Consider the following 24,402-nt stretch of genomic DNA (forward strand, 5'->3'; position numbering starts at 1 on the left):
TAAATTAATATTGGTTAATGGTAATGATTATTACTTAACAAGTATTCATGGGAATAGTTTTTACTACAACCACTATTCATAGTATTTATAATCGGTATAATCAGTTGCGTAACTGGATGGATTTTCATCTATCCATAAAAGCTTTATAATTACGCGTTAGAATACTATAAGTATTGGGTAACTTATTTGCGCTTGAAGCGCTACCGGATACTTTCACGTCACCAAGAGGGCAATATTGTGCTACAAGAATATCGTAAACACGTAGAAGAACGTGCCGCGTTAGGTATCGTACCAGCGCCATTAGATGCTCAGCAAACTGCTGATCTTATTGAATTAATCAAAACTCCACCTGCAGGTGAAGAAGAATTCATTTTAGATTTGTTTATTCAGCGTATACCAGCGGGTGTTGACGATGCTGCTTATATTAAAGCGGGATTTTTAGCAGCTATAGCTAAAGGTGAAACTAATTCTCCACTTGTTTCTAAAGAAAAAGCGGCAGAATTATTAGGTACAATGTTGGGCGGTTACAATATCGCACCAATGATTGACCTACTTGATGACGAAACACTTGCACCAATCGTAGTTAAAGGCCTTTCAAATACATTACTTATGTTTGATGCGTTCTACGATGTTGAAGAAAAAGCAAAAGCGGGTAATACATTCGCTAAGCAAATTATTGAGTCTTGGGCAAATGCGCAATGGTTTACTAATAAGCCAGCTGTTGCTGAAAAGATCTCAGTTACTGTATTTAAAGTAACTGGCGAGACAAACACTGATGACTTATCACCAGCACCAGATGCATGGTCTCGTCCAGATATCCCACTTCATGCTTTAGCAATGCTAAAAATTGAACGTGATGGAATTACACCAGACAAGCCAGGCGAAGTAGGTCCAATCTCTCAGCTTGAAGAATTAAAAACTAAAGGCTTACCACTTGCATATGTAGGTGATGTTGTTGGTACTGGTTCTTCTCGTAAGTCTGCAACTAACTCTGTACTTTGGTTCATGGGCGATGATATCCCATTCGTACCAAATAAGCGTGTTGGCGGTGTATGTCTAGGTAATAAAATTGCTCCAATCTTCTTCAATACAATGGAAGATTCAGGTGCATTACCAATCGAATTAAATGTTGATGAGCTTAACATGGGTGAGCAAATCGATATTTACCCGTACGAAGGTGTTGTTAAGAGCCACGGTACTGACAAAGTAATCTCAACTTTTGAACTTAAATCTGATGTAATTTTAGATGAAGTTCGTGCTGGTGGTCGTATACCACTTATCATTGGTCGTGGTTTAACTGATAAAGCACGTACATCACTTGGCCTAGGTCCAACTGATGTATTTAAAGTACCAACAGTGACAGAAGTTTCTGAAAAAGGCTTCACACTAGCGCAAAAAATGGTTGGTAAAGCGTGTAACGTTCCAGGTATTCGCCCAGGCCAATATTGTGAACCTAAAATGACAACTGTTGGCTCGCAAGATACAACAGGTCCTATGACACGTGACGAACTTAAAGACTTAGCATGTTTAGGTTTTTCTGCAGATTTAACAATGCAGTCTTTCTGTCATACGTCGGCTTACCCTAAACCAATCGATGTAAACACTCACCATACGCTTCCTGATTTCATCATGAACCGTGGCGGTGTGTCACTTCGCCCAGGTGATGGTGTAATTCACTCATGGTTAAACCGTATGTTATTACCAGATACTGTAGGTACTGGTGGTGATTCACATACACGTTTCCCATTAGGTATTTCATTCCCAGCAGGTTCGGGTGCAGTAGCATTCGCAGCAGCTACAGGTGTTATGCCTCTTGATATGCCTGAGTCAATTTTGGTTCGCTTTAAAGGTGAAATGCAACCAGGTATCACTTTACGTGACCTTGTACATGCAATCCCTTACTTCGGTATTAAAGAAGGTTTATTAACAGTTGAGAAAAAAGGTAAAATTAACGAATTCTCTGGTCGTGTACTAGAAATTGAAGGCGTTGAACACCTAACTGTTGAGCAAGCGTTCGAACTATCAGATGCATCTGCAGAGCGTTCTGCAGCAGGTTGTGCGGTTAAACTTTCTAAAGAGTCTATCGCAGAATACCTAGAATCAAACATTGTTATGCTTAAATGGATGATCTCTGAAGGTTACGGCGATGTACGTACTATTGAGCGTCGTATTACTGCAATGCAAGATTGGTTAGCTAACCCAGAACTAATGGAAGCTGATGCTGATGCAGAGTACAAGCATGTACTTGAAATTGATTTAGCTGAGATTAAAGAGCCCGTTCTTTGTGCTCCAAATGACCCAGATGATGCGCGCTTACTATCTGACGTTACTGGCGAGAAAATCGACGAAGTGTTCATCGGTTCTTGTATGACTAACATCGGTCATTTCCGCGCAGCGGGTAAATTACTAGATGGCTTTAAAGGTCAGTTACCAACTCAACTTTGGGTTGCTCCACCAACTAAGATGGATAAAGACCAGCTTACTGAAGAGGGTTACTACGGTATCTTTGGACGTGTTGGTGCACGTATCGAAACACCAGGTTGTTCACTTTGTATGGGTAACCAAGCACGCGTTGCAGACAAAGCAACGGTTGTGTCTACCTCTACACGTAACTTCCCTAACCGTTTAGGTAATGGTGCAAACGTATTCTTAGCATCAGCAGAACTTGCTGCTGTAGCGGCTATCTTAGGTAAATTACCTACTCCAGCTGAGTACCAAGAGTATGCAGCGAAGATCAATGCAACGGCTGCAGATACTTACCGTTACTTGAACTTCCACCGTATGCCTGCTTACACTAAAAAAGCAGACAAGGTTATTATTCAACAAGCTGTATAATTTTTAAAGTTTGTTTAAAAACCCGCTTCGGCGGGTTTTTTATTGACTAAAATAAATATTAGATAGTTCATGCTTCTTTTTTTGTATTTTTGTATTAACTCTGGCCTTAAGTTGTTTTTAAGTTGAGTAATAAAGCAAAAAATCCTCTCAATATGCATTAAAATCCTCACCAATATTCTCATTATTTTAGGCGAGATTTTATGACAGCATTAAACAACCAGAATTTACTGCAACTACGTTTTATTAACCAAGTAAATATTGATTTGGTTAAGCCTTCTTTTGATAACCTGCCTGCAAATCCATATGCAGATGGTGCTTTTCGTAAACGTCGTTATTCAGTAGTTAAAATGCAAAATGGTGAAATAAAGTTACAAAAAACCAAAGCATTTGTTCAAGACGATTCAATTAATACTTTTCAGGGTAATGTAGAGCGTACTTACGAAAACCTAGAGCAAAGTTTACTTGAATCAGAGGGTATGAAAAATATCGTCAATGAGTTTCGCCAACTTACCGGTATTGATGAGCAGCGCGATATTGAAATTCATCAGTTCCGCATGCTTGCCATTGATAGCGATACACCTGCAGCGCCAGAAGGCGTTCATCAAGATGGTTTTGACCATGTATGTATATGCGGCGTATCTCACGAGAACTTAGAAGGTGGCGAACTGCTTGTATACGAAAACAAGCAAGCTGAGCCTTGTTTTAAAATGGAAATAAAAGACGGCATGTTTGCATTAATAAACGACCGTCAAGTGTGGCACAACGCAACACCGATGAACAAAATTGATGCTAGCAAACCAGGTTACCTGGATTGTTTTGTATTAACGTCTTAAGGAATAAGCATGAACATAACGCAATTACGTGAGCAGTTTCCAGCATTAATGCAAGACGTTGATGGTAAATCGCCAATATTTTTAGACGGACCAGGCGGCTCGCAGGTACCAACATCGGTGCTTACTGCGATGACTGCTTATTTAGGTCATTATAATTCGAACTTAGGTGGCGCGTTTTTTTCAAGTGATAAAACGGTTGAGTTGATGGCGAATGCGCGCCAAGCCGCCGCTGACTTACTTAATGCACCTAGCTCACAACAAATTGTGTTTGGTCCAAACATGACCAGCCTCACATTTAGCTTTAGCCGTGCAATTTCGCGTGATTGGCAGGCTGGCGATGAAATAATTGTAACTAACGCTGATCATTTCTCGAATGTATCGTCGTGGCAACAAGCCGCAGAAGATAAAGGTGTTGTTGTAAATACTGCGCTTATTAACGAAGCTGATTGCAGCTTAGATATGGCGCAGTTTGAAAGCTTATTAAACAGTAATACTAAGCTTGTTGCGGTAACGTATGCGTCAAATACCACAGGTTCAATTAATAATATTAAACGCATTGTAGAGCTTGCTCACAGCGTAGGCGCACTTGTTTATGTTGATGCAGTACATTACGCACCGCATGAACTTGTTGATGTACAAGCACTTGATTGCGACTTTTTAGCTTGCTCGGCGTATAAGTTTTTTGGTCCGCATTTGGGTATGGTTTACGGTAAAAAAGAGCATTTAGATGGGTTTACACCGTACAAAGTTGAGCCAGCTAAAGACATAGCACCAGGTCGCTGGGAAACCGGCACACAAAGCTTTGAAGCAATGGCTGGTTTTATCGCGGCTGTTGATTACATTGCGGCGATTAGTGAGCTTGATGATAGCCATTCACGCCGCGAAAAGTTAAGCATAGCTTTTGCTAAAACTAAACAGCACGAAATGGCGCTTAGCGAACACTTTTTAACGCGCTTAGTTAATTATCCACGCATTAATTTGTTTGGTATTGATGATTTTGATCGCCTTAATGAGCGTACACCTACCTTTGCGCTAACTTTCGAAGGGCTTGAGCCACGCGCAGTTTCAGAATTTTTAGGCAAACAGCATATTTGTGTGTGGGACGGTAACTTTTACGCGCAAGGTTTGTGTAAGCAGTTAGGTGTACTCGACAAAGGCGGTGTAGTGCGTATTGGTTGTATGCACTACAACACCATTGAAGAGCTAGATCAGTTGTTTAATTTATTTGATGAACTGCTCGGTTAAATAATACTGATTTTGGTGCGCTAACTCTTAGGCGCACCATATATTTGTTCTGCTCGATTAAACAGTACCCACGATGTTAAAATATACTTATCGTTTGATACTGGCTTATTGCCTCTATGAGTATGTGTAAAGTAGCCAGGTGCTATTACCATAGTGCCTTTTTTAGGGGCTATTTTACGGTTTTGATAATAAAACTCTGTTTCACCACCTTCTTCTACATCGTTTAAGTAAAACATAAATAGCAACACGCGATGTAATGCTTCATTGTGCTGTAGCTGCGGATAAACTTCACTGTGCCAGTAAGGGTAGCCACCTTTGTTTACTTCGTATTTTTGCGCTTGAATATTGCCAAGTCTAAAAATCTGCTGCACTAAAACGGGGAGTTGCGGCTTTCCTACTTCTTCAAAATTAGCATGAGTTAAATCAACTACTTCCCCCGTTTTTGGATGATATACCTTTAAACCAAACGCCCCAATCATCATAAAAATATGCTCTTCAACATACTTAAAAACATGCTGTGCAGTTGTTTGTTGTATATGTTTTAATTGCTGAGCATATTCGGGGTGATTATTTAAGTGTAGATCGTGGCTGTCTTTTTTCTTTAGATCGACACCGCCCGATGTCACCCCTTGTCTTACATGCGGGCTTTGCGCGAATGTGGTAATAAATTCATCGCAAAAATCATTGCTTAGCGCGTTATCGTATACGCGAATAAAGTCCGTCATGAGTAACCTTTATATAATTATTATTGGATTTTTATGTTTATTGAAAAAGTGATGCCGCGCTTTAGTGAAACTGATGCGCTCGGACACATTAACAATACCGTACTCCCGGTATGGTTTGAAGTTGCACGTGCACCTATTTTTAAGTTTTTTACGCCTGATTTAAATCCACATGATTGGAAGTTGATAATTGCCAAAGTTGAAGTGTCGTTTGTAGGCGAATTATTTTATGGCCACGAAGTAACAGTAAAAACCTCTGTAGAGCATATAGGCACTAGCTCTTTTACGCTTAGGCAAGAAGCATGGCAACATGATAAATGCTGCGCAATAGGTAAAGCCGTTATGGTGAGATACGATTTTATCGCAAAATCAAAGCAGGCCCTTAGTATTGACGAAAAAACAGCGCTTAATGAGCATATATGCCAAAGAAGCTGACCTTGAGGAGCCTATATTTTATATAACCTCCGGCGAAGCTTAATTATTGTAAATAAATAATGGCAGCTGTAAATTTTTATCGAGAAATTTTAACGTATTTAGATTGAGTTACAGGCTTCAGTTATATACTATTTATAATATATATTGTTGCGCCGTCATAACAGAAAATGTTAATTCGGTAATTTGATTGGAGAATACATGTGGTAGCTATTGCCAATAACCAGCTTTTACAAGTTATTCAGCTCAGTGATGGTAAAGATTTAACCGCTGAAATTTTGCCATTTGGTGCAATAATTAAAAGCATAAAGTTTAAAAAGCAAGAAATGACACTTTGCGTCGATGACCCTCAATACTATCTTGAAAACCCATTTTACCTTGGCGCTACAGTAGGTAGATACGCTAACCGTATTGCAAAGGGGCGTTTCAGCTTATCTGGTACGCAGTATCAATTAGAAACGAACAACGGCCCTAATAGCTTACATGGCGGTGTTAAAGGCTTTAATAAAGTACTTTGGCAAGTAACCAAACAAACTGAAAGTGAAGTTGAGCTTTATTATTGCTCGCCCGATGGTGAGCAAGGCTTCCCCGGTGAGTTACAGGTTTGGCAAACGATTAGTGCTAAAAATGGCGAGCTTGCATTACGCTTTAAAGCTACGACTAACAAAGAAACACTCGTTAATTTTACTAACCATTGTTATTTTAACCTTGATGGCAGCGAATCAATTAATGATCATTCTGTTCAAGTAAATACCAGTCACTACCTTCCCATCGATAAAACCAGCATCCCGCTTAATGAAGCGGCATTAGTGACAGGTACTTGTTTTGATTTTACTAAACCAAGTCAAGTTGGGGAGGCATTAAGCGCCATTCATCCTCAGCTAGAAGCTGGAAATGGCTTTGACCACTGCTATATTTTTAATGATGACAGCAGTTTAAAGACGATGGCTACATTAATCTCGCCACACACGAAGGTTAATTTAACGCTCAAAAGCACTCAGCCAGGTATGCAGTTATACACCGCTAACTTCGTCGGTGCGCCGTTTAAAGCACGACAAGCTTTGTGTTTTGAAGCGCAAAATTGGCCTGACGCGCCAAACCGTGAAAATTATCCAAAAGCTAATTTATTACCTGATGAAGTTTATGAGCAGGTTATTATTTACGCATTTTCGTAATTAACTCAATATGTTGATGTTAATTTAAAGAAAATAAAAAGAAAAAATACGGTAATAAATAACGCCCTACAATCAAGGAAAAGGTTGCACTTCAGCTTGATTTAAAGTATTTATAATATAAATAGTATTTGAAACTATTTGCACTACCACAACGACACAACGACTACACACAATCAGGAGTTTTTAAAAAATGATAATTAACAATAAGTTATCGTTCAACAAGAAAACCGCGATCAGTATTGCTATCACTGGCATATTGGCAAGCGGAAACGTTGCAGCTCAAGGCGCTGAAGGCGATACGCCTACAGTAGTAAATGAGGATGTTGAAGTTATCGCAGTAACGGGTATCCGCAGCAGCTTACGTTCATCAATGTTAGATAAAAAAGCATCTAATGTTGTTACAGACGGGATTAAAGCAGAAGATCTTGGTAAATTTCCTGATTTAAACGTCGCAGAATCTCTACAACGTATTACAGGTGTAGCAATTGACCGCAGTGGTGGTGAAGGACAAGCGGTAACTATTCGTGGTTTTGGTCCACAATTTAATACTGTACTTGTTAATGGTCGTCAAATTGCGACAGACAGTGCAGGTCGTGAATTTAATTTTGATGTATTAGCCGCAGATCAAATCACCGGTGCTGATATTTATAAAAGTAATACAGCAACGCTTCAAGAAGGCGGCATTGGTGGTACGGTTAACGTAACTACAGCACGTCCTTTTGATTTTGGTGGTTTACATATTTTAGGTTCAGTTAAAGGTATGTACGAAAGCCTTTCTGAAGAAGTATCCCCATCAACATCATTTTTAATAAGTAATACGTTTAACGATGACAAGCTAGGTGTGCTTTTTGCCATCACTAATCAGCAACGTAAACTTCAAAATAACCAAATTTTAACGGCAGGTTGGCGCGGCGGCCAAACAATCTCTAATCCAACTGATGGTGTATTGTTTGAAAATGCCTATATTCCACGTAACTGGGACCAAGTTGTTGATGAGCAAGACCGTGAGCGTACAAATGCAAGTTTAGTACTGCAATATGCGCCATCTGACGATGTTACGATTACGGTTGATGGCATGATTTCAAAATTTGAAGTTGATTCAACAGTACGCGATTTAGCATCTTGGTTTGAACCAGACCGCGTAGGTAGCGCAACGATTGATCCAGAAACAGGCACGCTTTTAACTTTCTCTCAAGAAGTGGGTTTAGGTGCGCCAAGTGGCGACCCTGCAAGTGATTTTGTATCACACACGCGTAACTCACGTGATGTAACTAACAAAGCATTTGGTATTAATGTTGACTGGCAAGTAAACGAGTCACTAAAAGCAAAGTTTGATGTATCTCGCTCAACAGCTGAAAACGACCGTGCAGGTACTGACCGTTTTAATGTTGTAGGTATTATTAATAGCTATAGCTTTGATGGTACAGGCAGTGTTCCTACTGTTCAGCATGACGGGTTTGAAAATGGTTCACTCCCAGATCCTAGCCTTGCGCGCCTTCACTACAATGAAGTCGGTCTTCAGTTTACAGATGAAGATGAAATCACAGAAGTAAAAGCCGATTTTGAATACGTGCCAGATAAAGGCCCTGTAGATCGAATCAACTTTGGTGCTTATCGCCAAGAGCGTGAAAAATCAAGTTTTCAAGTTTATGGTACTCAATGTCAATTTTGTGGTTATGGGACGCAAGCACCACTTGATGCAATTGATTTTGAAGCCTATCAAGCAAGTAACTACTTCCCAGGTTTGATCGATACATTTTACACCTACGACGGTGATAAAATGCTTGATTATTTAGCCGATCAAGGTTTCCCAGTAGAGCCAACATTACAAAATAACCGCTACACAATCAACGAAGACATCACCAGCCTATACATGGACTTTACGCTTGGTTTTGACCTTGCGGATATGCCTGTAACCGTTAACTTAGGTGCACGTTATTCTGAAACTGATATTGAAGTAGCTGCAATACAGAGCTTTATTAGTGATGTAATCCCAACGACGGATGCAACTTTGTTTGCTAACGTATTTGGTCCGGCTACAAGCATTGAACAAGGGACTAGCTACTCAAACTTACTACCATCTTTAAATGTTAAGTTAGAACTGCAAGACAATATGATTTTACGTTTTGCTACGTACGACAGTATTACTCGTCCAACGATGTCGCAGTTATCACCAGCGACTACGTTTAACGAGCCTCGTCGTCAAAACTTAACGGCAAATGGTGGCAACCCTGCTCTTAAGCCATTCCAATCAGAAAACTGGGATATTTCTTACGAGTGGTACTACAACGATGCTAACTTATTTAGCTTTGCAGTATTTAGTAAAGAAGTTGACGACTTCATTGTCACGCTAACAGGTGCAGAAACATTTGAAATGTCTGACCGTTCGGGTCCTGATTTTGCGTGTACTACATGTACAGACCAAGCTGATGATGAACTCAATGGTAGTTCAGAGGTATACACAGTAACTCGCCCTCAAAATGGTGAGTCAGCTAAAGTAACGGGCTATGAAGTTGGTGTGACGCACATATTTGATAATGGCTTTGGTATTATAGCCAATGCCACAGTCGTAGATAGTGACATTAGCGTAGGCGCAGACACCACACAAACGTTTGCACTTGAAGGTTTAGGCGATTCGCAAAACTTAATATTGTTTTATGAGCAAGATAACTGGCAAGCACGTGTTGCATTTAACAACCGTGAAGGCTTTTTACGCTTAGTTGATAATGGCTTTAACGGTGAACCAGTGAACGTAGAAACTTACGGTCAGTGGGATATTAGTGCAAGCTACGATATTAACGAAAACTTCACTATTTTTGCTGAAGGCATCAATATCACTGAAGAAGAGCTAGTACAAACAGGTCGTTTTGCTAACCAAATCTATTCAGTAGAAGATAATGGCTCACGTTACGCGTTTGGTATTCGTGGATCGTTTTAATTGATAGCAGAGGCAGCGACTGCCTCTTAGTTTTCATTGCAGTGCATTATAAGTCCTGTTACTAATAAAGTTAGTAGCTATTTTGCACAAAATGAGACTAATTTAAACAAATGCCCGAAAGGGCATTTGTTGTCTAGCCGGTTATCAATAAAGTACTCAAAGAGTAGTCCGTTATGAATAAAACAATAAAAACAATCGCCGTAATTGGTGGCGGCACAGCAGGATGGCTGAGCGCTGCAATTATAGCTTCGTATCACCAAGGTAAAAATGGTGACGGCTTAAAAGTGATGTTGGTTGAATCGTCAGATATTCCAACAATTGGTGTAGGTGAAGGTACCTGGCCCACTATGAAAAACACTCTTCAGCAAATAGGTTTGCGTGAAGTTGATGTATTTAAAGCCTGTAACGCTACCTTTAAGCAAGGTGGTAAATTTGTAAATTGGACGCACGGCAACAACGATTTTTACTACCATCCATTTACTGTACCGCTAGGCTACGGCCGCATAGATTTAGCCCCTTATTTAGATAATGTTGAAGACTTTGCACAGCAAACTAATTTTCAACATGATATTTGCGAAGCAAGCTTAGCCCCTCGGGGTATAGCGCAAGGTGAATATCAAGGTAATTGTAATTACGCTTATCACTTAGATGCCGGCGCTTTTGCAGAAATGCTTAAACAGCATTGTAAAAGTAAGCTTGGCGTAGAGCATATTATTGGTACTGTTGATCAGGTAAAACTTGATGACGATGGTGCAATAAATGAGCTTACTCTAAAAGATCAAACCCGCACTATAAGCGCTGATTTATTTATAGACTGTACTGGTTTTTCATCATTGTTATTAGGCCAAGCGCTCAACGTACCGTTTAAAAAAATGGACCACGTGCTATTTAACGACAGCGCTCTGGCGATGCAAGTCCCTTATGATGAAAACGATGACTCCTTAGCCAGCCATACCATAGCAACAGCGCAAAACGCTGGATGGATTTGGGATATAGGTTTAACGCACCGCCGAGGTGTAGGGCATGTATATTCAAGCAAGTTTCTATCAGACGATGAAGCAGAGCAAAACCTAAGAAACTATTTAGGCGATGCAGCAAACTGTTTAACTGCCCGTAAGATTAGCTTTGAGTCGGGCTACCGTGAAAAGTTTTGGCATAAAAACTGTGTTGCCATTGGTATGTCGGCAGGGTTTGTGGAGCCGCTTGAAGCAACCGCTATTATGCTTGTTGAAATTTCAGCACGCTTTGTAGCAGAGCATATGCCAGCAGATACACAAGTAATGCCTATTGTAGCTAAACGCTTTAACGAGCAAATGGATTACCGCTGGCAGCGTATTATCGACTTTTTAAAGCTACATTACATGCTAACCAAGCGCCCAGAACCTTACTGGCAAGCACATGTACAGCCCGATACTATTCCACAAACCCTGCAAGAAGACTTACTTCTTTGGGGAAGCCGCGGTCCACTTATTCAAGACTTTCATGGCGCATTAGAGTTATTCCCTGCTGCCAGTTATCAGTATGTTTTGTACGGTATGGGCTTTAAGCCAGACTTTACTAAACAAGCATATTTGTATTCACAACATGCGCAAGCCAAACAAATAATTGAACGTAACAGCCAGCTTACACAGCAGATGTTACAAACTTTGCCGCCACATCGTGCTTTTATAGAGCAGTGGCTAGCAGCTAACCCAGTTTAAGGATGTGTAACTATGGCTATTAGTGAACTCGTAAACACTAAACACCAAACATTAAAAATTAACCCCAATGCAGCAGTTGAATACGCAAAAACGCAGCATTTAGTTAATTTAAGAGCAAATGAAATAGCAAAAGTAGCCTGCGACTTACCTATTTTTTTAGCCCGTAACGCACAAAATGGCAGCTACACAATATCAGCGTTAACAAGTTTTAACGCCGGGCAAAGTTTATTGGTGAATAACAACCAATGGCAGGCACTTTACACACCGGTATGTATGCAAACTCACCCTCTTCATTTAATGACCCGTGAAGCAAACAGTAGCGATTACTTTATTGCGATTGATGAGCAAAGCTCAGCTGTAAACTCGCAGCATGGTGAGGCATTATTTGATGCTAAAGGTAACCCAAGCTTATTTTTAAATTCGCAACAAAAGCTACTTGAGAGCGATTTAAAAAATGACTATCAAACGTATCAATTTACCCAGGAAGTAGTGCGCTTAGGGCTCATTAAAAATATTGATATTGTTTTACAGTTTGAACAAGGCGAAACCCAAACCATTCAAGGTTTGAGCACCGTTGATGAAGACAAACTGCAAACATTAGATAGCAATACCATTGCAGAACTACAAAAGAAGGGTTACTTAAGTGTGCTTAACAGCATGCTTATTTCACTGTTTCAGCTTAACGCCTTAGTGAAACTTCATAATCAGTATTCAGACCTCAAGCCTTTAAAGCAAATTAAATTAGAACTAAGTCGAGATTCACACGCGCTATAGCGTGTCTATTTTCACACACATATAAGAGACACACACATGTCAGATAATATTTTACAGCTGGTGGTTTTTGTTTTTGTCACCGCTTTAATTGGTGGCCTTACTTATTGGAAATGCCGAGGCCAAAATCGTAATAACGGACAAAGCCAAACTAAAGAGTACTTTTTAGCCGGCGGTGGCCTTACTTGGATGTTTGTTGCAGGTTCAATCACACTTACTAATTTAAGTACTGACCAGCTTGTTGGCATGAACGGTAACCAAATGGCCTTACTGGTTTGGTGGGAGCTTGCTGCAATTATAGGTTTAATTATTTTAGCTAAAGTATTCATCCCTGTTTATTACAAATATAACTGTACAACTACCACAGAGCTTTTAGAAAAGCGCTATAACAACAAACATATTCGCGCTGTTATTGGGGGATTATTCTTTTTAGGTAATGCACTTATTTATATGCCAGCGGTTATTTATTCTGGCGCGCTGTTTATGCAAACCATGTTTAAGGTTGATATTCCACTAATGTATATTGCCACCGCGTTTGCCATTATTGGTGCTGTTTATGCATTTTTTGGTGGTTTGCGGGCAGTTGCTGTATCGGATACCTACAATGGCATACTTGTACTGGGCATGGCTGTTTTAGTAGTCTTTTTAGCGCTTAATGCGATTGACTATGACTTTTCGGGTATTCCAGAGGAGCGTTTAACACTCATCGGCGATGCTGATTCACCTATTCCGTGGCCAACACTTTTAACCGGTATGATCTTTATTCAAATGTATTACTGGGGTACTAACCAAACAATTACGCAACGAGCAATGGCAGCGCCTAATGTTAAAGAAGCGCAAAAAGGTATATTTGCAGCAGCAGGTATTCGCTTTTTAATCGTCCCTGCAATTGTGGTATTACCGGGTATTATTTCGTTTAAACTTTATGGCGATATTGGCGACGCTGCTTATGGTCGAATTGTTGGTGATGTAATGCCTGCATGGTTAACTGGTGTATTTGCAGCGGCAATGGCGGCGGCAGTGCTGTCTACTTACAACAGTTTATTAAATTCAGCCACAGCACTATATGTGTGTGACATTCACGAAGCTTACTTTAATAAAGAGCCAAGTGTAGTAAAGCTAAGTGGTTACGTAACATTATTGCTAACGAGTTTAACGCTGGTACTTGTACCAATTTATCAGCAAGCCGACAGTATTATTAACTTACTACAGCAATTAAACGGCTTATTAAGTATGCCTATATTCTCTATTTTTGTAGTGGGCTTATTATTTAAAAATGTTGATGCCCGTGCGGGTATTGCAGCGGTAATTTTAGGCGTGGTTATGTACGGTATGCTTACGTTTGCAAACTCACCACTACATACCGACATTCATTACATTCACTTAATGCCAATTACACTCATTGTATGTGTGACTTTTGCATTAGTAGTAAATAAAGTGGTATTTGGCTTAAACGCGCAGTGGGCAGGTAAAACTCCTGATCTTGATGGCGCAACGCAGACGCTAATACAAAAATAAACTACAGATAAATTAAGCTATTAAAATCGGTCACAGGTAATTCTTGGCCGATTTTTTTATCCAGCAAAAAGAGAGTAATTGGATTTTTGAGTTAAGGTTAGTTTAATGTCTTTTATTGCAGTGGTACTTCCAGTGAGTTTATCTAACTATTTGTAGTGCAAAGGCTATCAAAAGCTAATTTATATGATATATACTATTATTATTGAGGGCCACTGTCTGACCGGTCGTATCTCAAGCAACGGTAAATGAGTTCACACACAAAATAACTGACTCACATACTCACATTATTTAACTCGTAATAGATTAAAAGGATAGGAGAATTATGGCCGATATTAAACCATTTTTTCGATTAGATAGCGCTAATAGCACGGTTATTTTCGACTGCCAAAGTAAAACACCGGCGTTATTGTACTTTGGTAAACGCCTATCTGAGCAAACAACCGAGGCAATGCTAACTCAACTTGCTACCCGTCAAGAAGTTAAATGTGCCGTGGTTGAAGAAGCGCCTATTTCTCTATCTCCGTTATTAGGTGAGGGCTTTACTGGTGCGCCAGGGCTTGAGCTAGTAAATGATTCAATTGCATGGTCAGTAGGGCCAGAGCTTCAAGAAGTGCGTCAGCCTTCAAGTGCGACCGTTGAGTTTGTAAGTGTAGATAAGCTTCGTGGTATTGAAGTCGTGCATAGCATTACACTTGATAAAAGCACTGACGTACTAAGTGCACATACTGTATTAACTAATTTAGGTGACTCACCACTGGGCGTTAATTTTTGCGCCGCGCCAACATTTCAATTGCCAGATAGCGTAAGCAAAATAGTGAGCTTTGAAGGTCGTTGGTCAAACGAATTCCAGCGTCAATCGGTTGATTTAGTCTTAGGTAGTTTTGTTCGCGAAAACCGTAAAGGCAAAACATCACACGATGTATTTCCTGGTTTATTAGTGCATAACGAAAATGCAGGCGAGCAACACGGGGAATGTTACGGCTTTCATTTAGGTTGGAGCGGCAACAATAAACTACGTGCAGAGCTTTTAGCTGAAGGGCGCCGTTATGTACAAATGGGCGAGCTATTACTTCCTGGTGAGCTTACACTTGCTAAAGGTCAAACGTATCAAAGCCCGAGTATTTATGGCTCGTTTTCAAGTGAAGGTTTTAGTGCGCTTTCTCGTAATTTCCATCGTTTTGTTAAAGCTAATTTACTTAGCCAAGCACAGCGCGAAAAAACACGCCCTGTGCATTACAACACATGGGAAGGTATTTACTTTGATCACGACGTAGACACGCTTAAGCAACTAGCCGACAAAGTAGCGCCGTTAGGTATTGAGCGTTTTGTACTTGATGATGGCTGGTTTAAAGGCCGCCGTGGCGACAATGCAGGCTTAGGTGATTGGACAGTAGATTACAAAATTTACCCAGATGGTTTATCGCCAGTCATTGATCATGTTAATAGCTTAGGTATGGAGTTTGGTATTTGGTTTGAACCAGAAATGGTTAACCCAGATAGTGATTTATACCGCGCGCATCCAGATTGGGTTTTAGGCTCCCAAAACAACGAACAGTTAAGTTTTAGAAACCAGCTAGTGCTTGATTTAACGCGCTCTGAGGTTGTTGAGTACTTATACAAAGCCATTGACGATATTTTAGTTGAATACCCAACCATTAAGTACATTAAATGGGATATGAACCGCGATATTAACCATGCGGGTAATTTTGATGGCAAGCCTGCTGTGCATCAGCAAACATTAGCACTTTATCGTTTAATTGATCGTATTAAAGGTGCGCACCCAGGGCTTGAAATAGAAAGCTGTTCGTCAGGTGGTGCACGTGTAGATTACGGCGTACTTGCACACACAGACCGTGTATGGACGTCAGATTCAAACGATGCGCTTGATCGCCTTGAAATACAGCGTGGATGTTCGTTCTTTTTCCCATCGTCGGTAATGGGTGCACACGTAGGCCCACGTGATTGTCATATCACAGGGCGTAATGTGAGCATTGAAATGCGTGCTGCGGTATCAATGTTTGGCCACATGGGCATTGAAATGGACCCACGTGAGCTGACCGATCACGAATACAATACACTCAAAGCGGCAATAGTACTTCACAAAGAGCATCGGGAGTTTATTCATAGCGCCGATTTATACCGCCTTGATAGCGACGATTTATCAATTAACTTTGGTTTAATCGATGAGCAAAAAACAAAAGCGTTATTTGCCTATAATAGCGTTCGCGAAACACCGCGTACAGCGCCTAATAAATTACGCTTTGTTGGCCTAGATACCGATGCACAATATACACTTAATTTAGTGTGGCCGGTAAAATTTGAAGAGTATCGCCCATCTTCTATTGCTGTGGTAAATGGTCAAACATTTACAGGTGAAGCGTTAATGCAGTTTGGCTTACAAATGCCAATTTCATTCCCGCAAACATCGCTTATTTTTGAACTTACAAAAGCGTAATTTTAAATATGGGCAGCAAAAAGGGAGCTAATTAGCTCCCTTTTTTAATCTGTCAAAAGTAACTTTTTACTACACCAGCTTTGATTCGATAAGCTCAAGCGCTTCTTCTAAAATAGTTTCTACTGCTTTTTTAGCCAGCTCTGGGTTACGTGATTTTATGGTATTTAAAATGTCTGCATGCTTTGCTACATCAGCGCCGGGTACACCTTTAATATGGTTAGTGTAGCGAATACTTACACGTAATGCGGTGCTAATAAACTCAGTCAATTGTACAAAAAATCGGTTGTTGCTGGCCACTAATATACTGGTATGAAAGGCAATATCAGCTTCGAGAGGATCATCTAATCCTTCATCGGCATCGGCCATACGCGCTAATGCATTATCTATTTCAACGAGTTGTTCAGCAGTTGCATTCACCGCTGCAAGCGCTGCAGCTTGAGGCTCAAGTGCTACACGGACTTGGGTAAATTCTTTTAATAAAGAAAGTGACGGTTTGCTGCTTAAAATCCAACGCAGTACGTCGGTATCAAACATGTTCCAGCTACTTTCAGGTAATACACGAATACCCTGCTTAGGACGCGACGAAATTAATCCTTTAGCAGAGAGCATTTTTACCGCTTCGCGAGTGGCACTACGGCTCACATCGTATTTTATACATAAGTCAGCTTCCGACGGCAGACCTTCACTTACAGGGTACACGCCACGCACAATAGCAAAACCCAAATCATGGGTTAGTTGGTGTGTTAAGTTTTGACGAGGTTGGCTTTTCATTGTGCGAGTTTCCGAGTTCATATTGCTAGATTATATATCATATATCATATTAATGTACGTAAGGATATGGTATAAACTTTTTATTAGTTAAGTATTTTAACACAGTAATAACAATTTGGTTTGGCCCTTTATGTTGTAAGTATCAGTTTATAAAGGGTTTAAATAAGATTTTATATGTGCTGTATGGAGAGTTGAATTTGAACACCCTCGCTCAATATCATAGTCTTTCTGGTAAAGTTATTTTTATTACTGGTGGTGCATCAGGCATCGGTAGAGCAATGGTCGAATCATTTACTAAGCAAAATGCCAAAGTTGCTTTTATCGATATAGACGACGATGCTGCGCAGGCGCTCATTAACAATCTCCCACAAGCTAACTTATGGTACAGGCAAGTTGATGTAACTGATTCCCATGCTCTGCAGCAATCATTAGTTGATGCGTGTGCTGCCCTTGGTAGCGTCAATGTACTGGTCAATAACGTAGCAAACGATCGCCGTCAACCTAGCGAAGACGTTACAGTGCAAGACTGGGATCAGTGTCTGCAAATTAATTTAAATCCAGCCTTTTTTGCTTCCCAAGTCGCTATGTCATTTATGCAGCGAGAAGGGGCGGGCAGTATTATAAACTTTAGTTCTATCAATGCCATAATGGGCCAACCGCAAATGGCCGGTTACGTTACCGCTAAAGCAGGTCTTATAGGCATGACTAAGGCACTTGCTCGTGATTATGGCGAGTTTGGTATTCGCGTAAATGCTATTTTACCTGGGTGGGTGGCTACCGACCGTCAATTAGCAAGCTGGTTTACAGAGGCCGAGCAAGTAAAATGGATGGAAGCTATGGCGCTTAAAAAGCTAGTTTCACCTGAGGATGTTGCTAATTTAGCGATGTTTTTAGCGGCAGATGAAAGCAGTATGATTACCGGGCAGGGCATTAAAATTGACGGTGGGAGACTTTAAAGTTTGACTACTTCATCTCTTTTTATAGCCGTTGATTGGGGTACCAGTCATTTACGTGCTTATTTGTGCCGCGTTAACGCAAAACAACCGCTTACATTACTTGAACAACGTGATGGGCCAGGTGTTGTAAAAGTTAACCAAGACTTTGAGCAAACGCTTCTTAGTGCTATCGAGCCTTGGAGTCAGCAGTATGGCAGCGTACCTGTATATATAGCAGGGCAAATCACATCAAGTATAGGTTGGTACGAAACGCCCTATTTAGAGTGCCCTATAAACCCTGAGAGTTTGCTTGATGCTGCTATTAGCTTTAATTGTGCAGGGCATACTATTAAAGCGTTGCCGGGTACTAAATGTACCCTACAAAATTCTTTATTTGATGTAATGCGCGGTGAAGAGCTGCAAATTTTAGGGTTTTTAAAACAAAACCCAGAGTATCAACAGGGTAAAATATTACTGTGTTTACCAGGTACACATACTAAGTGGGTACTTATAAACCATGGTGAAATAATCTGCTTTAAAACCGCAATGACTGGCGAGTTATACGATTTACTGTGCCACCAAAGTGTATTGATACCCAGTGACTGTGAAGAGGGCGACTTTGATTGGAAAGCATTTGATCAAGGGTGCAAACTCACGCTTGGCAGTGATAGTGGTAATTTAGCGCATGGTATTTTTAGTGTGCGTACTCGTCAGCTTTCAAAGGAGTTAACACCTGTACAAGCTAAAGCGTATTTATCGGGTGTGTTAATTGGCAGTGACGTACGAGCAGCACGCCATGCCAGTGAGTGGCAGTTGCAAAGTAATACACAAGTTGTGGTAGTGGGAACCAAACAGCTTAATAAATGTTTTTCTACGGCACTTAACCAAATAGGCGTTAAATGTGTTGAGTTTGACATTAAAATGGCTACGTTGAGCGGTTTTAATTTTTTATATCAATCAGCTTAATTAAGTGAGCGATTTTGAAGTAAGAAAATCGGGTCGATAACAAGGTGAGAATTTCGTTATTTAGTTGTTCTATATCAGAAATTATTCACATAGTTAGCGCCAGGTTTAAGCCCTCAAATTGACCAAGTGTTATTGCGGATTGGTATTATATAACCGAGAAAATTAAACCCCTTCATAATGATTAAATTATAAAGGGGTTTCGTAGAAAGCTTTTAGGGCTATTGCAGCCAATTTCTTTAGCGGTTATTAAGCAATTTTGGCCGCTTTGCTTTGTTCAATATAATTATTAAGGGTGGTAGTTTGGGTTTCACTAAAGCGCAGTCCTAACTTTGTGCGGCGCCATAATATGTTATATGCGTTTTGTGCCCACTCTTCATTTAATAAAAAATCGACCTCTGCTGCAAATAAGTTATGCCCAAAATCTTGACCTAAATCGCTTAGTTGTTTTGCATCACCCAAAATATTTATAGTGCGCGTACCATAGGTGCGTACAAAGCGATTTAGCAGTATTTGTGGTAACCAATTATAGGTTGTTTGTAATTGCGCTTTAAGTGCTTCTACAGAGCTAAAATCGCCACCTGGTAACGCACTATGTTTAGTCCAAGCTTCACTCATTTGCGGGTAAAAGTCTTCAAGCTTGTTAACCGCAGCTTCGGCAAGTTTGCGGTAAGTTGTAATTTTTCCGCCAAACACACTCAGTAGAGGTGTTTGTTTAGCATCACTCGAAAGCTCTAGTTTATAATCGCGAGTAACGGCTTGTGCATTAACTGATTCATCATCAAGTAATGGACGTACACCTGAAAAAGTATGCACAATATCTTGGCGTTTAATCGGAGTTTTAAAGTAGCTATTAGTAATCTCAATAAGGTAATCGATTTCTTCTTCACTAATTTTAACGTCTTGTGCCTCACCTTTGTGCTCAACATCAGTCGTGCCAATAAGTGAGTAATCATCTTCAAACGGAATAACAAACACAATACGCTGATCTTTATTTTGTAAAATATAAGCTTGCGGTTCGTTATGAATGCGTGGCACGACAATGTGGCTACCTTTTACAAGGCGAATATTTTGTGGTGATTTTTCTTCGAGTGCTTCATCAAAAAGCTTAGCAACCCAAGGACCCGCTGCATTTACTATGCCTTTAGCAGCAATACTATAATGCGATTTTGTACTTTGTTGCTCAAGCGTTACTTGCCATTTATCTTGCTCACGATGCGCTTTGACACATTTAGTTTGTGTGGCAATTACTGCGCCTTTTTGCTGCGCTGCAAGGGCGTTTAAAATAACTAAGCGAGAGTCATCAACCCAGCCATCAGCGTATTCAAAACCTTTAGTAATTGAAGGTTCTAGTACGCTATGCTCGCCAAATTTAATGCTCTTCGATGCAGGTAACGTAACTCGTTTTGCTAGGTTGTCATACATAAATAAGCCAATGCGGATCATCCATGCAGGGCGTAAATGCTTTTGATGGGGTAATCTAAACGTAAGTGGCCACATAATGTGAGGGGCATTTTTTAGCAGCACTTCTCGCTCGGCTAAGGCTTCTTTTACTAATCTAAATTCGTAGTGCTCAAGGTAGCGCAGACCACCATGGATCAGCTTGGAGCTGTTTGAAGACGTTGCAGAAGCTAGATCTGACTGTTCGCACAAAAGTACTTTAAGTCCTCTACCAGCAGCATCTGCTGCTATGCCTGTGCCGTTTACGCCGCCACCGATGACTAGTAAGTCATATTCGTTATCTGCTAATTTCACCGAGCACCCTTTTATTTATAATATAAATAATACATATAGCATCATAAAGCTGCTGTTTTCATTTGACAATAGAAAACCCAGTTTTTTATTTGTTAATTTTGACGCGAATCCACTTTCAATTTGGAGCAGTAAAGTGTGCCTTTTAAATCGAGCATTTAGCTAAGTTAAAAAAGACAAAGTGACTAAAGTATTAGCCTTAGCCACTTAGTATTTACTACGGGCAATTTTTATTTGTTAAGCACACTTGAGCTACACAGTGCTGCCATTTTGCATATAAATCATTACGCTCGTCGGCACTCATGGTGGGCTCAAAACGACGGTCACATGTCCACATTTTCGATAACTGCTCAGTTGATTCGTAAACGCCGGTTTGTAAGCCTGCTAAATAAGCGACCCCTAAAGAGGTGGTTTCGGTCACCGTTGGACGCTCTACTGTTGCACCTAAAATGTTTGATAGGAAGGTCATAACCCAATTGTTTTTTACCATGCCGCCATCTACACGAAGCACACTTGGCCGAAGGCCATCACGCTCCATCGCTTTTTGTAAATCTTTGGTTTGATAACCCACTGATTGCAAAGCAGCCGCAACAATAGTGCTAATTCCTGAGTCGCGTGTAAGACCTAAAATAGCGCCACGTGCATTTGGGTCCCAATAAGGTGCACCTAAACCCGTGAACGAAGGTACTAAAAATACACCATGATCGAGGGGGACATCTTTAACCATCGATTCACTTTCGCCAGCATGACTAAGTAGTTTTAAGCCTTCCACAATCCACTGCATAGTCGCGCCAGCCATAAAGATACTGCCTTCAATGGCGTAAGTTGGTTTGCCGTTTAGTCTATAGGCAACAGTAGTCAGTAAGCGGTTTTCTGAGGTAAGTGCTTTTTCGCCGGTGTTAAGCATTAAAAAGCAGCCAGTGCCATATGTACTTTTTGCCATGCCTTGCTCAAAACATGCATGACCAACAAGGGCTGCCTGTTGATCACCAGCAATACCGCATACACGAATTGGTGCACCAAAAATATCAGCGCTCGTTGAGCCAAATTCGTCAGCTGAGTCCATTACTTCTGGCAGCATAGATTCTGGAATATCGAATAACTCTAGAAGCTCTTGATCCCACTGCTGGGTATGAATATTAAATAACATAGTACGGGATGCATTCGTTGCATCAGTGCGATGTTCTTTACCACCTGTTAGTTGCCAAAGTAGGTAAGTGTCAACCGTACCAAAAGCCAGTTCGCCAGCGAGGGCTTGTTCGCGTGCGCCTTCAACATTATCTAAAATCCAACGAACTTTAGTGGCTGAAAAATAAGGGTCAAGTAGCAAGCCTGTTTTTTCGCTAATAGTTTGGCAAAGTTCATCGGTCGTAAGGCTTTCGCAATAGTCACTAGTGCGTCTATCTTGCCAAACAATCGCGTTATAAATCGTTTTGCCTGTTTTTTTGTTCCATACTAGGGTGGTTTCGCGTTGGTTAGTGATACCTATAGCGATAATTTCTTCAGGCTTTACATCTTGTTTAGCGAGTACTTCGCGACTAGTGCTAAGCACTGTTTGCCAAATATCGTTAGGATCGTGCTCAACCCAGCCGTTCTGTGGAAAATGCTGAGGAAATTCTTGCTGTGCTGTACCAAAAACGTCTGCATCTTTTGTAAACAAGATGGCACGAGAGCTTGTGGTTCCTTGATCAATTGAGAGTATGTATTTGGACATATTTATTAATATTATTTATCTTATATATAGCTAGATTGCCTTTAACGTTAGCTAATGGCAATGGTTTTTCTTAAAATATCTTACTAAAAAGTAAACTCGCCTGTTTTTATTGATAACTTTTAAAAAGCAGGGCGTTTTACTTTGAGTAAATTTTAAGTGCGAGCGCGACTATTTAAGAGAAACAGTCGCTTTTAGTGAGTTATTTAACTTGAAATCTGACGGACTATTGCAAGTAAATTCAACGCAGTTAACGCTGAACATAGCTGCTTGAGATAGATTTATTATCCAGAGCTCAGTTACTTAACGTGTGGTTTAGCTTGCTGCCAATCCATACCAGTGGAAAAGCGATTATCAAATCCGTGCCACTGTGGTAGTGGCTTACCATCAACAACAGCTTGGTCGCCGTTTTGTGGTAAATCTAAGTATTTACACTCACTGGCTATACCTTTTACGTGGCAATCCATCATAGCAAGCACAAAGTGTTTATTGATTTCGTTTAGTGTGCGCATAGACCACGATGGCTCGTAGTAATGGCCTATATCTAACTCACTGCTGCTTTGTGCAATAGCAGGGGCTGGGTGTGGTGCAATATTATGGCGCGCATTTTTGTAAGTAAGCATGTACTTATCTTCGCTGCCTGTTTGGTTATATAGGTTTTTAATGCCCTCATAACCCGAAATGTCATCTAAGTTACCAGCTATATAAAGCGAAGGTACTTTAATATTTGCCATTGCTTTGGCATCAAATATAGCGTGCTGTCCGCCCCACGGTGCAAAGGCAACCATGGCTTTTATACGTGGGTCTACTTTTGGGTTTTGGTATTGTCCACCAGCGCAGCTGTTGAGTAGTTGCTGTACTTGTTTAATCTGAGCTGGGTCTTTTATACCCGTAAACATGGCCGTAGTTTGCTCATTAAAAGCGTAACAACCACCTATCGTATTTACCGCGCCATAGCCACCCATTGAGTAACCAATTACACCAGCGCTTTTGTTATCTACTTGCTTACTTGCAAAGTTATTTTGCTCGTTGAAGTAATTAATAACAAACTGCTGATCGCGAGAGCGATTTATAAGCGTACTGAAAAAGCCAGAGAACGGCGCATTTTTAAAATCAACATCTGCGTTAGTTGAATCAGTATGATCAATCGCTACAACTATGTAACCGTGTGACGCTAAGTGCTCGCCAAGGTAGTACATAATTGTACGGTAACCGGTATAACCGTGCGAAAGCACAATGACAGGGTAGTGCTCTTTACTATTTATGGCGACATCACGCATTGCATCGGCTTGCAGAGTAAACTCTTTACCTGAGCGAGTTTGATCAGTGTAGCTGCTAAGTGGTGCTTTTGCTGTATTTGCAGCCGGATACCACACTTCTACTTTTAAAGGACGATCTTTTTGACCTTGTGTAGCGGGATCAAATTGCGCAGGGTTAACTAAACCAAGTGTTTGCACACCTACATTGTAGCTACCTTTAGCTGCAAGTTCTGGGAGTACTTCGCTAGTGATTGGCGGGTATAGCTGCTCTGGTTTATTAGATTCAGCAACAGCTACACTGGCAGATAAACTGCACGTAGCAAGTAATATAGCTTTTGAAAGCGCCTTGAGTGTGTGTGTCATTGTGTGTCCTTGTTGTGTATTTTT

17 protein-coding genes are annotated in these 24,402 nt (G+C 40.6%); 12 read left to right on the top strand and 5 right to left on the bottom strand.

Going from position 1 to position 24,402, the window contains the following annotated elements:
* The first annotated feature begins 237 nt into the window (after positions 1–237).
* The 3 genes from acnB to LOS73_RS01140 all read left to right on the top strand — a co-directional run bounded on the left by acnB (position 238) and on the right by LOS73_RS01140 (position 4,913).
* On the top strand, positions 238–2,835 hold the full coding sequence (acnB, locus tag LOS73_RS01130; RefSeq protein ID WP_033029220.1) for a bifunctional aconitate hydratase 2/2-methylisocitrate dehydratase: 2,598 nt from the start codon (positions 238–240) through the stop codon (positions 2,833–2,835).
* Between the two features lie 200 nt (positions 2,836–3,035).
* Positions 3,036–3,668, top strand: a complete 633-nt coding sequence (locus LOS73_RS01135; RefSeq protein WP_007376232.1) for a 2OG-Fe dioxygenase family protein — start codon at positions 3,036–3,038, stop codon at positions 3,666–3,668.
* Positions 3,669–3,677: 9 nt separating this feature from the next.
* Positions 3,678–4,913 (top strand): cysteine desulfurase-like protein, encoded by a 1,236-nt coding sequence (locus LOS73_RS01140; RefSeq protein WP_033029218.1) that lies wholly within the window; start codon positions 3,678–3,680, stop codon positions 4,911–4,913.
* A 20-nt stretch (positions 4,914–4,933) separates the two neighbouring features.
* Here LOS73_RS01140 and LOS73_RS01145 read toward each other — a convergent pair whose 3' ends face one another.
* Positions 4,934–5,638, bottom strand: coding sequence for a 2OG-Fe(II) oxygenase (locus tag LOS73_RS01145; protein ID WP_033029215.1), 705 nt, complete (start codon positions 5,636–5,638; stop codon positions 4,934–4,936).
* Positions 5,639–5,671: 33 nt separating this feature from the next.
* Here LOS73_RS01145 and LOS73_RS01150 point away from each other — a divergent pair, with 33 nt between their 5' ends.
* The 7 genes from LOS73_RS01150 (at position 5,672) to LOS73_RS01180 (ending at position 16,624) form a co-directional block, all read left to right on the top strand.
* Positions 5,672–6,070, top strand: a complete 399-nt coding sequence (locus LOS73_RS01150; protein ID WP_033029213.1) for an acyl-CoA thioesterase — start codon at positions 5,672–5,674, stop codon at positions 6,068–6,070.
* Between the two features lie 200 nt (positions 6,071–6,270).
* A complete protein-coding gene (locus LOS73_RS01155; RefSeq protein WP_033029211.1) occupies positions 6,271–7,242 on the top strand; it encodes an aldose epimerase family protein in 972 nt (323 codons plus the stop codon).
* Positions 7,243–7,432: 190 nt separating this feature from the next.
* Positions 7,433–10,180: a TonB-dependent receptor gene (locus tag LOS73_RS01160; protein WP_007376241.1), complete on the top strand. Its 2,748-nt coding sequence runs from the start codon at positions 7,433–7,435 to the stop codon at positions 10,178–10,180.
* A gap of 173 nt (positions 10,181–10,353) precedes the next feature.
* Positions 10,354–11,880 carry a tryptophan halogenase family protein gene (locus tag LOS73_RS01165; RefSeq protein ID WP_457934338.1) on the top strand — a complete coding sequence of 509 codons (1,527 nt, stop codon included), beginning with the start codon at positions 10,354–10,356 and terminating at the stop codon, positions 11,878–11,880.
* A gap of 12 nt (positions 11,881–11,892) precedes the next feature.
* Positions 11,893–12,654: a SapC family protein gene (locus LOS73_RS01170; protein ID WP_457934339.1), complete on the top strand. Its 762-nt coding sequence runs from the start codon at positions 11,893–11,895 to the stop codon at positions 12,652–12,654.
* Positions 12,655–12,690: 36 nt separating this feature from the next.
* Positions 12,691–14,169 carry an SLC5 family protein gene (locus LOS73_RS01175; protein WP_007376244.1) on the top strand — a complete coding sequence of 493 codons (1,479 nt, stop codon included), beginning with the start codon at positions 12,691–12,693 and terminating at the stop codon, positions 14,167–14,169.
* Between the two features lie 322 nt (positions 14,170–14,491).
* The gene (locus LOS73_RS01180) at positions 14,492–16,624 is read left to right on the top strand and encodes an alpha-galactosidase (RefSeq protein WP_457934340.1); all 2,133 of its coding nucleotides are present in this window, start codon (positions 14,492–14,494) and stop codon (positions 16,622–16,624) included.
* A gap of 69 nt (positions 16,625–16,693) precedes the next feature.
* Here LOS73_RS01180 and LOS73_RS01185 read toward each other — a convergent pair whose 3' ends face one another.
* Positions 16,694–17,395, bottom strand: coding sequence for a FadR/GntR family transcriptional regulator (locus LOS73_RS01185; protein ID WP_007376246.1), 702 nt, complete (start codon positions 17,393–17,395; stop codon positions 16,694–16,696).
* A gap of 197 nt (positions 17,396–17,592) precedes the next feature.
* Here LOS73_RS01185 and LOS73_RS01190 point away from each other — a divergent pair, with 197 nt between their 5' ends.
* Positions 17,593–18,351, top strand: coding sequence for an SDR family NAD(P)-dependent oxidoreductase (locus LOS73_RS01190; protein WP_007376247.1), 759 nt, complete (start codon positions 17,593–17,595; stop codon positions 18,349–18,351).
* Between the two features lie 3 nt (positions 18,352–18,354).
* Complete coding sequence (locus LOS73_RS01195) at positions 18,355–19,296, top strand: 2-dehydro-3-deoxygalactonokinase (protein ID WP_457934341.1); 942 nt, start codon at positions 18,355–18,357, stop codon at positions 19,294–19,296.
* Between the two features lie 246 nt (positions 19,297–19,542).
* Here LOS73_RS01195 and glpD read toward each other — a convergent pair whose 3' ends face one another.
* The 3 genes from glpD to LOS73_RS01210 all read right to left on the bottom strand — a co-directional run bounded on the left by glpD (position 19,543) and on the right by LOS73_RS01210 (position 24,378).
* On the bottom strand, positions 19,543–21,048 hold the full coding sequence (gene glpD / locus LOS73_RS01200; RefSeq protein WP_008133395.1) for a glycerol-3-phosphate dehydrogenase: 1,506 nt from the start codon (positions 21,046–21,048) through the stop codon (positions 19,543–19,545).
* Positions 21,049–21,262: 214 nt separating this feature from the next.
* Positions 21,263–22,759 carry a glycerol kinase GlpK gene (gene glpK / locus LOS73_RS01205; protein ID WP_149605724.1) on the bottom strand — a complete coding sequence of 499 codons (1,497 nt, stop codon included), beginning with the start codon at positions 22,757–22,759 and terminating at the stop codon, positions 21,263–21,265.
* 296 nt (positions 22,760–23,055) lie between these two features.
* On the bottom strand, positions 23,056–24,378 hold the full coding sequence (locus LOS73_RS01210; RefSeq protein WP_033039434.1) for an alpha/beta hydrolase family protein: 1,323 nt from the start codon (positions 24,376–24,378) through the stop codon (positions 23,056–23,058).
* Positions 24,379–24,402: the final 24 nt, after the last annotated feature.

This window comes from Pseudoalteromonas sp. SCSIO 43210 (genome assembly GCF_054133285.1).

Excerpts from the sequence above, each read along its gene's own strand:
- LOS73_RS01210 (WP_033039434.1), bottom strand. The coding sequence starts at position 24,378 with ATGACACACACACTCAAGGCGCTTTCAAAAGCTATATTACTTGCTACG.
- LOS73_RS01165 (WP_457934338.1), top strand. The coding sequence starts at position 10,354 with ATGAATAAAACAATAAAAACAATCGCCGTAATTGGTGGCGGCACAGCA.
- LOS73_RS01160 (WP_007376241.1), top strand. The coding sequence starts at position 7,433 with ATGATAATTAACAATAAGTTATCGTTCAACAAGAAAACCGCGATCAGT.
- LOS73_RS01170 (WP_457934339.1), top strand. The coding sequence starts at position 11,893 with ATGGCTATTAGTGAACTCGTAAACACTAAACACCAAACATTAAAAATT.
- LOS73_RS01140 (WP_033029218.1), top strand. The coding sequence starts at position 3,678 with ATGAACATAACGCAATTACGTGAGCAGTTTCCAGCATTAATGCAAGAC.
- LOS73_RS01175 (WP_007376244.1), top strand. The coding sequence starts at position 12,691 with ATGTCAGATAATATTTTACAGCTGGTGGTTTTTGTTTTTGTCACCGCT.
- glpK (WP_149605724.1), bottom strand. The coding sequence starts at position 22,759 with ATGTCCAAATACATACTCTCAATTGATCAAGGAACCACAAGCTCTCGT.
- LOS73_RS01150 (WP_033029213.1), top strand. The coding sequence starts at position 5,672 with ATGTTTATTGAAAAAGTGATGCCGCGCTTTAGTGAAACTGATGCGCTC.
- LOS73_RS01180 (WP_457934340.1), top strand. The coding sequence starts at position 14,492 with ATGGCCGATATTAAACCATTTTTTCGATTAGATAGCGCTAATAGCACG.
- LOS73_RS01135 (WP_007376232.1), top strand. The coding sequence starts at position 3,036 with ATGACAGCATTAAACAACCAGAATTTACTGCAACTACGTTTTATTAAC.
- LOS73_RS01185 (WP_007376246.1), bottom strand. The coding sequence starts at position 17,395 with ATGAAAAGCCAACCTCGTCAAAACTTAACACACCAACTAACCCATGAT.
- LOS73_RS01145 (WP_033029215.1), bottom strand. The coding sequence starts at position 5,638 with ATGACGGACTTTATTCGCGTATACGATAACGCGCTAAGCAATGATTTT.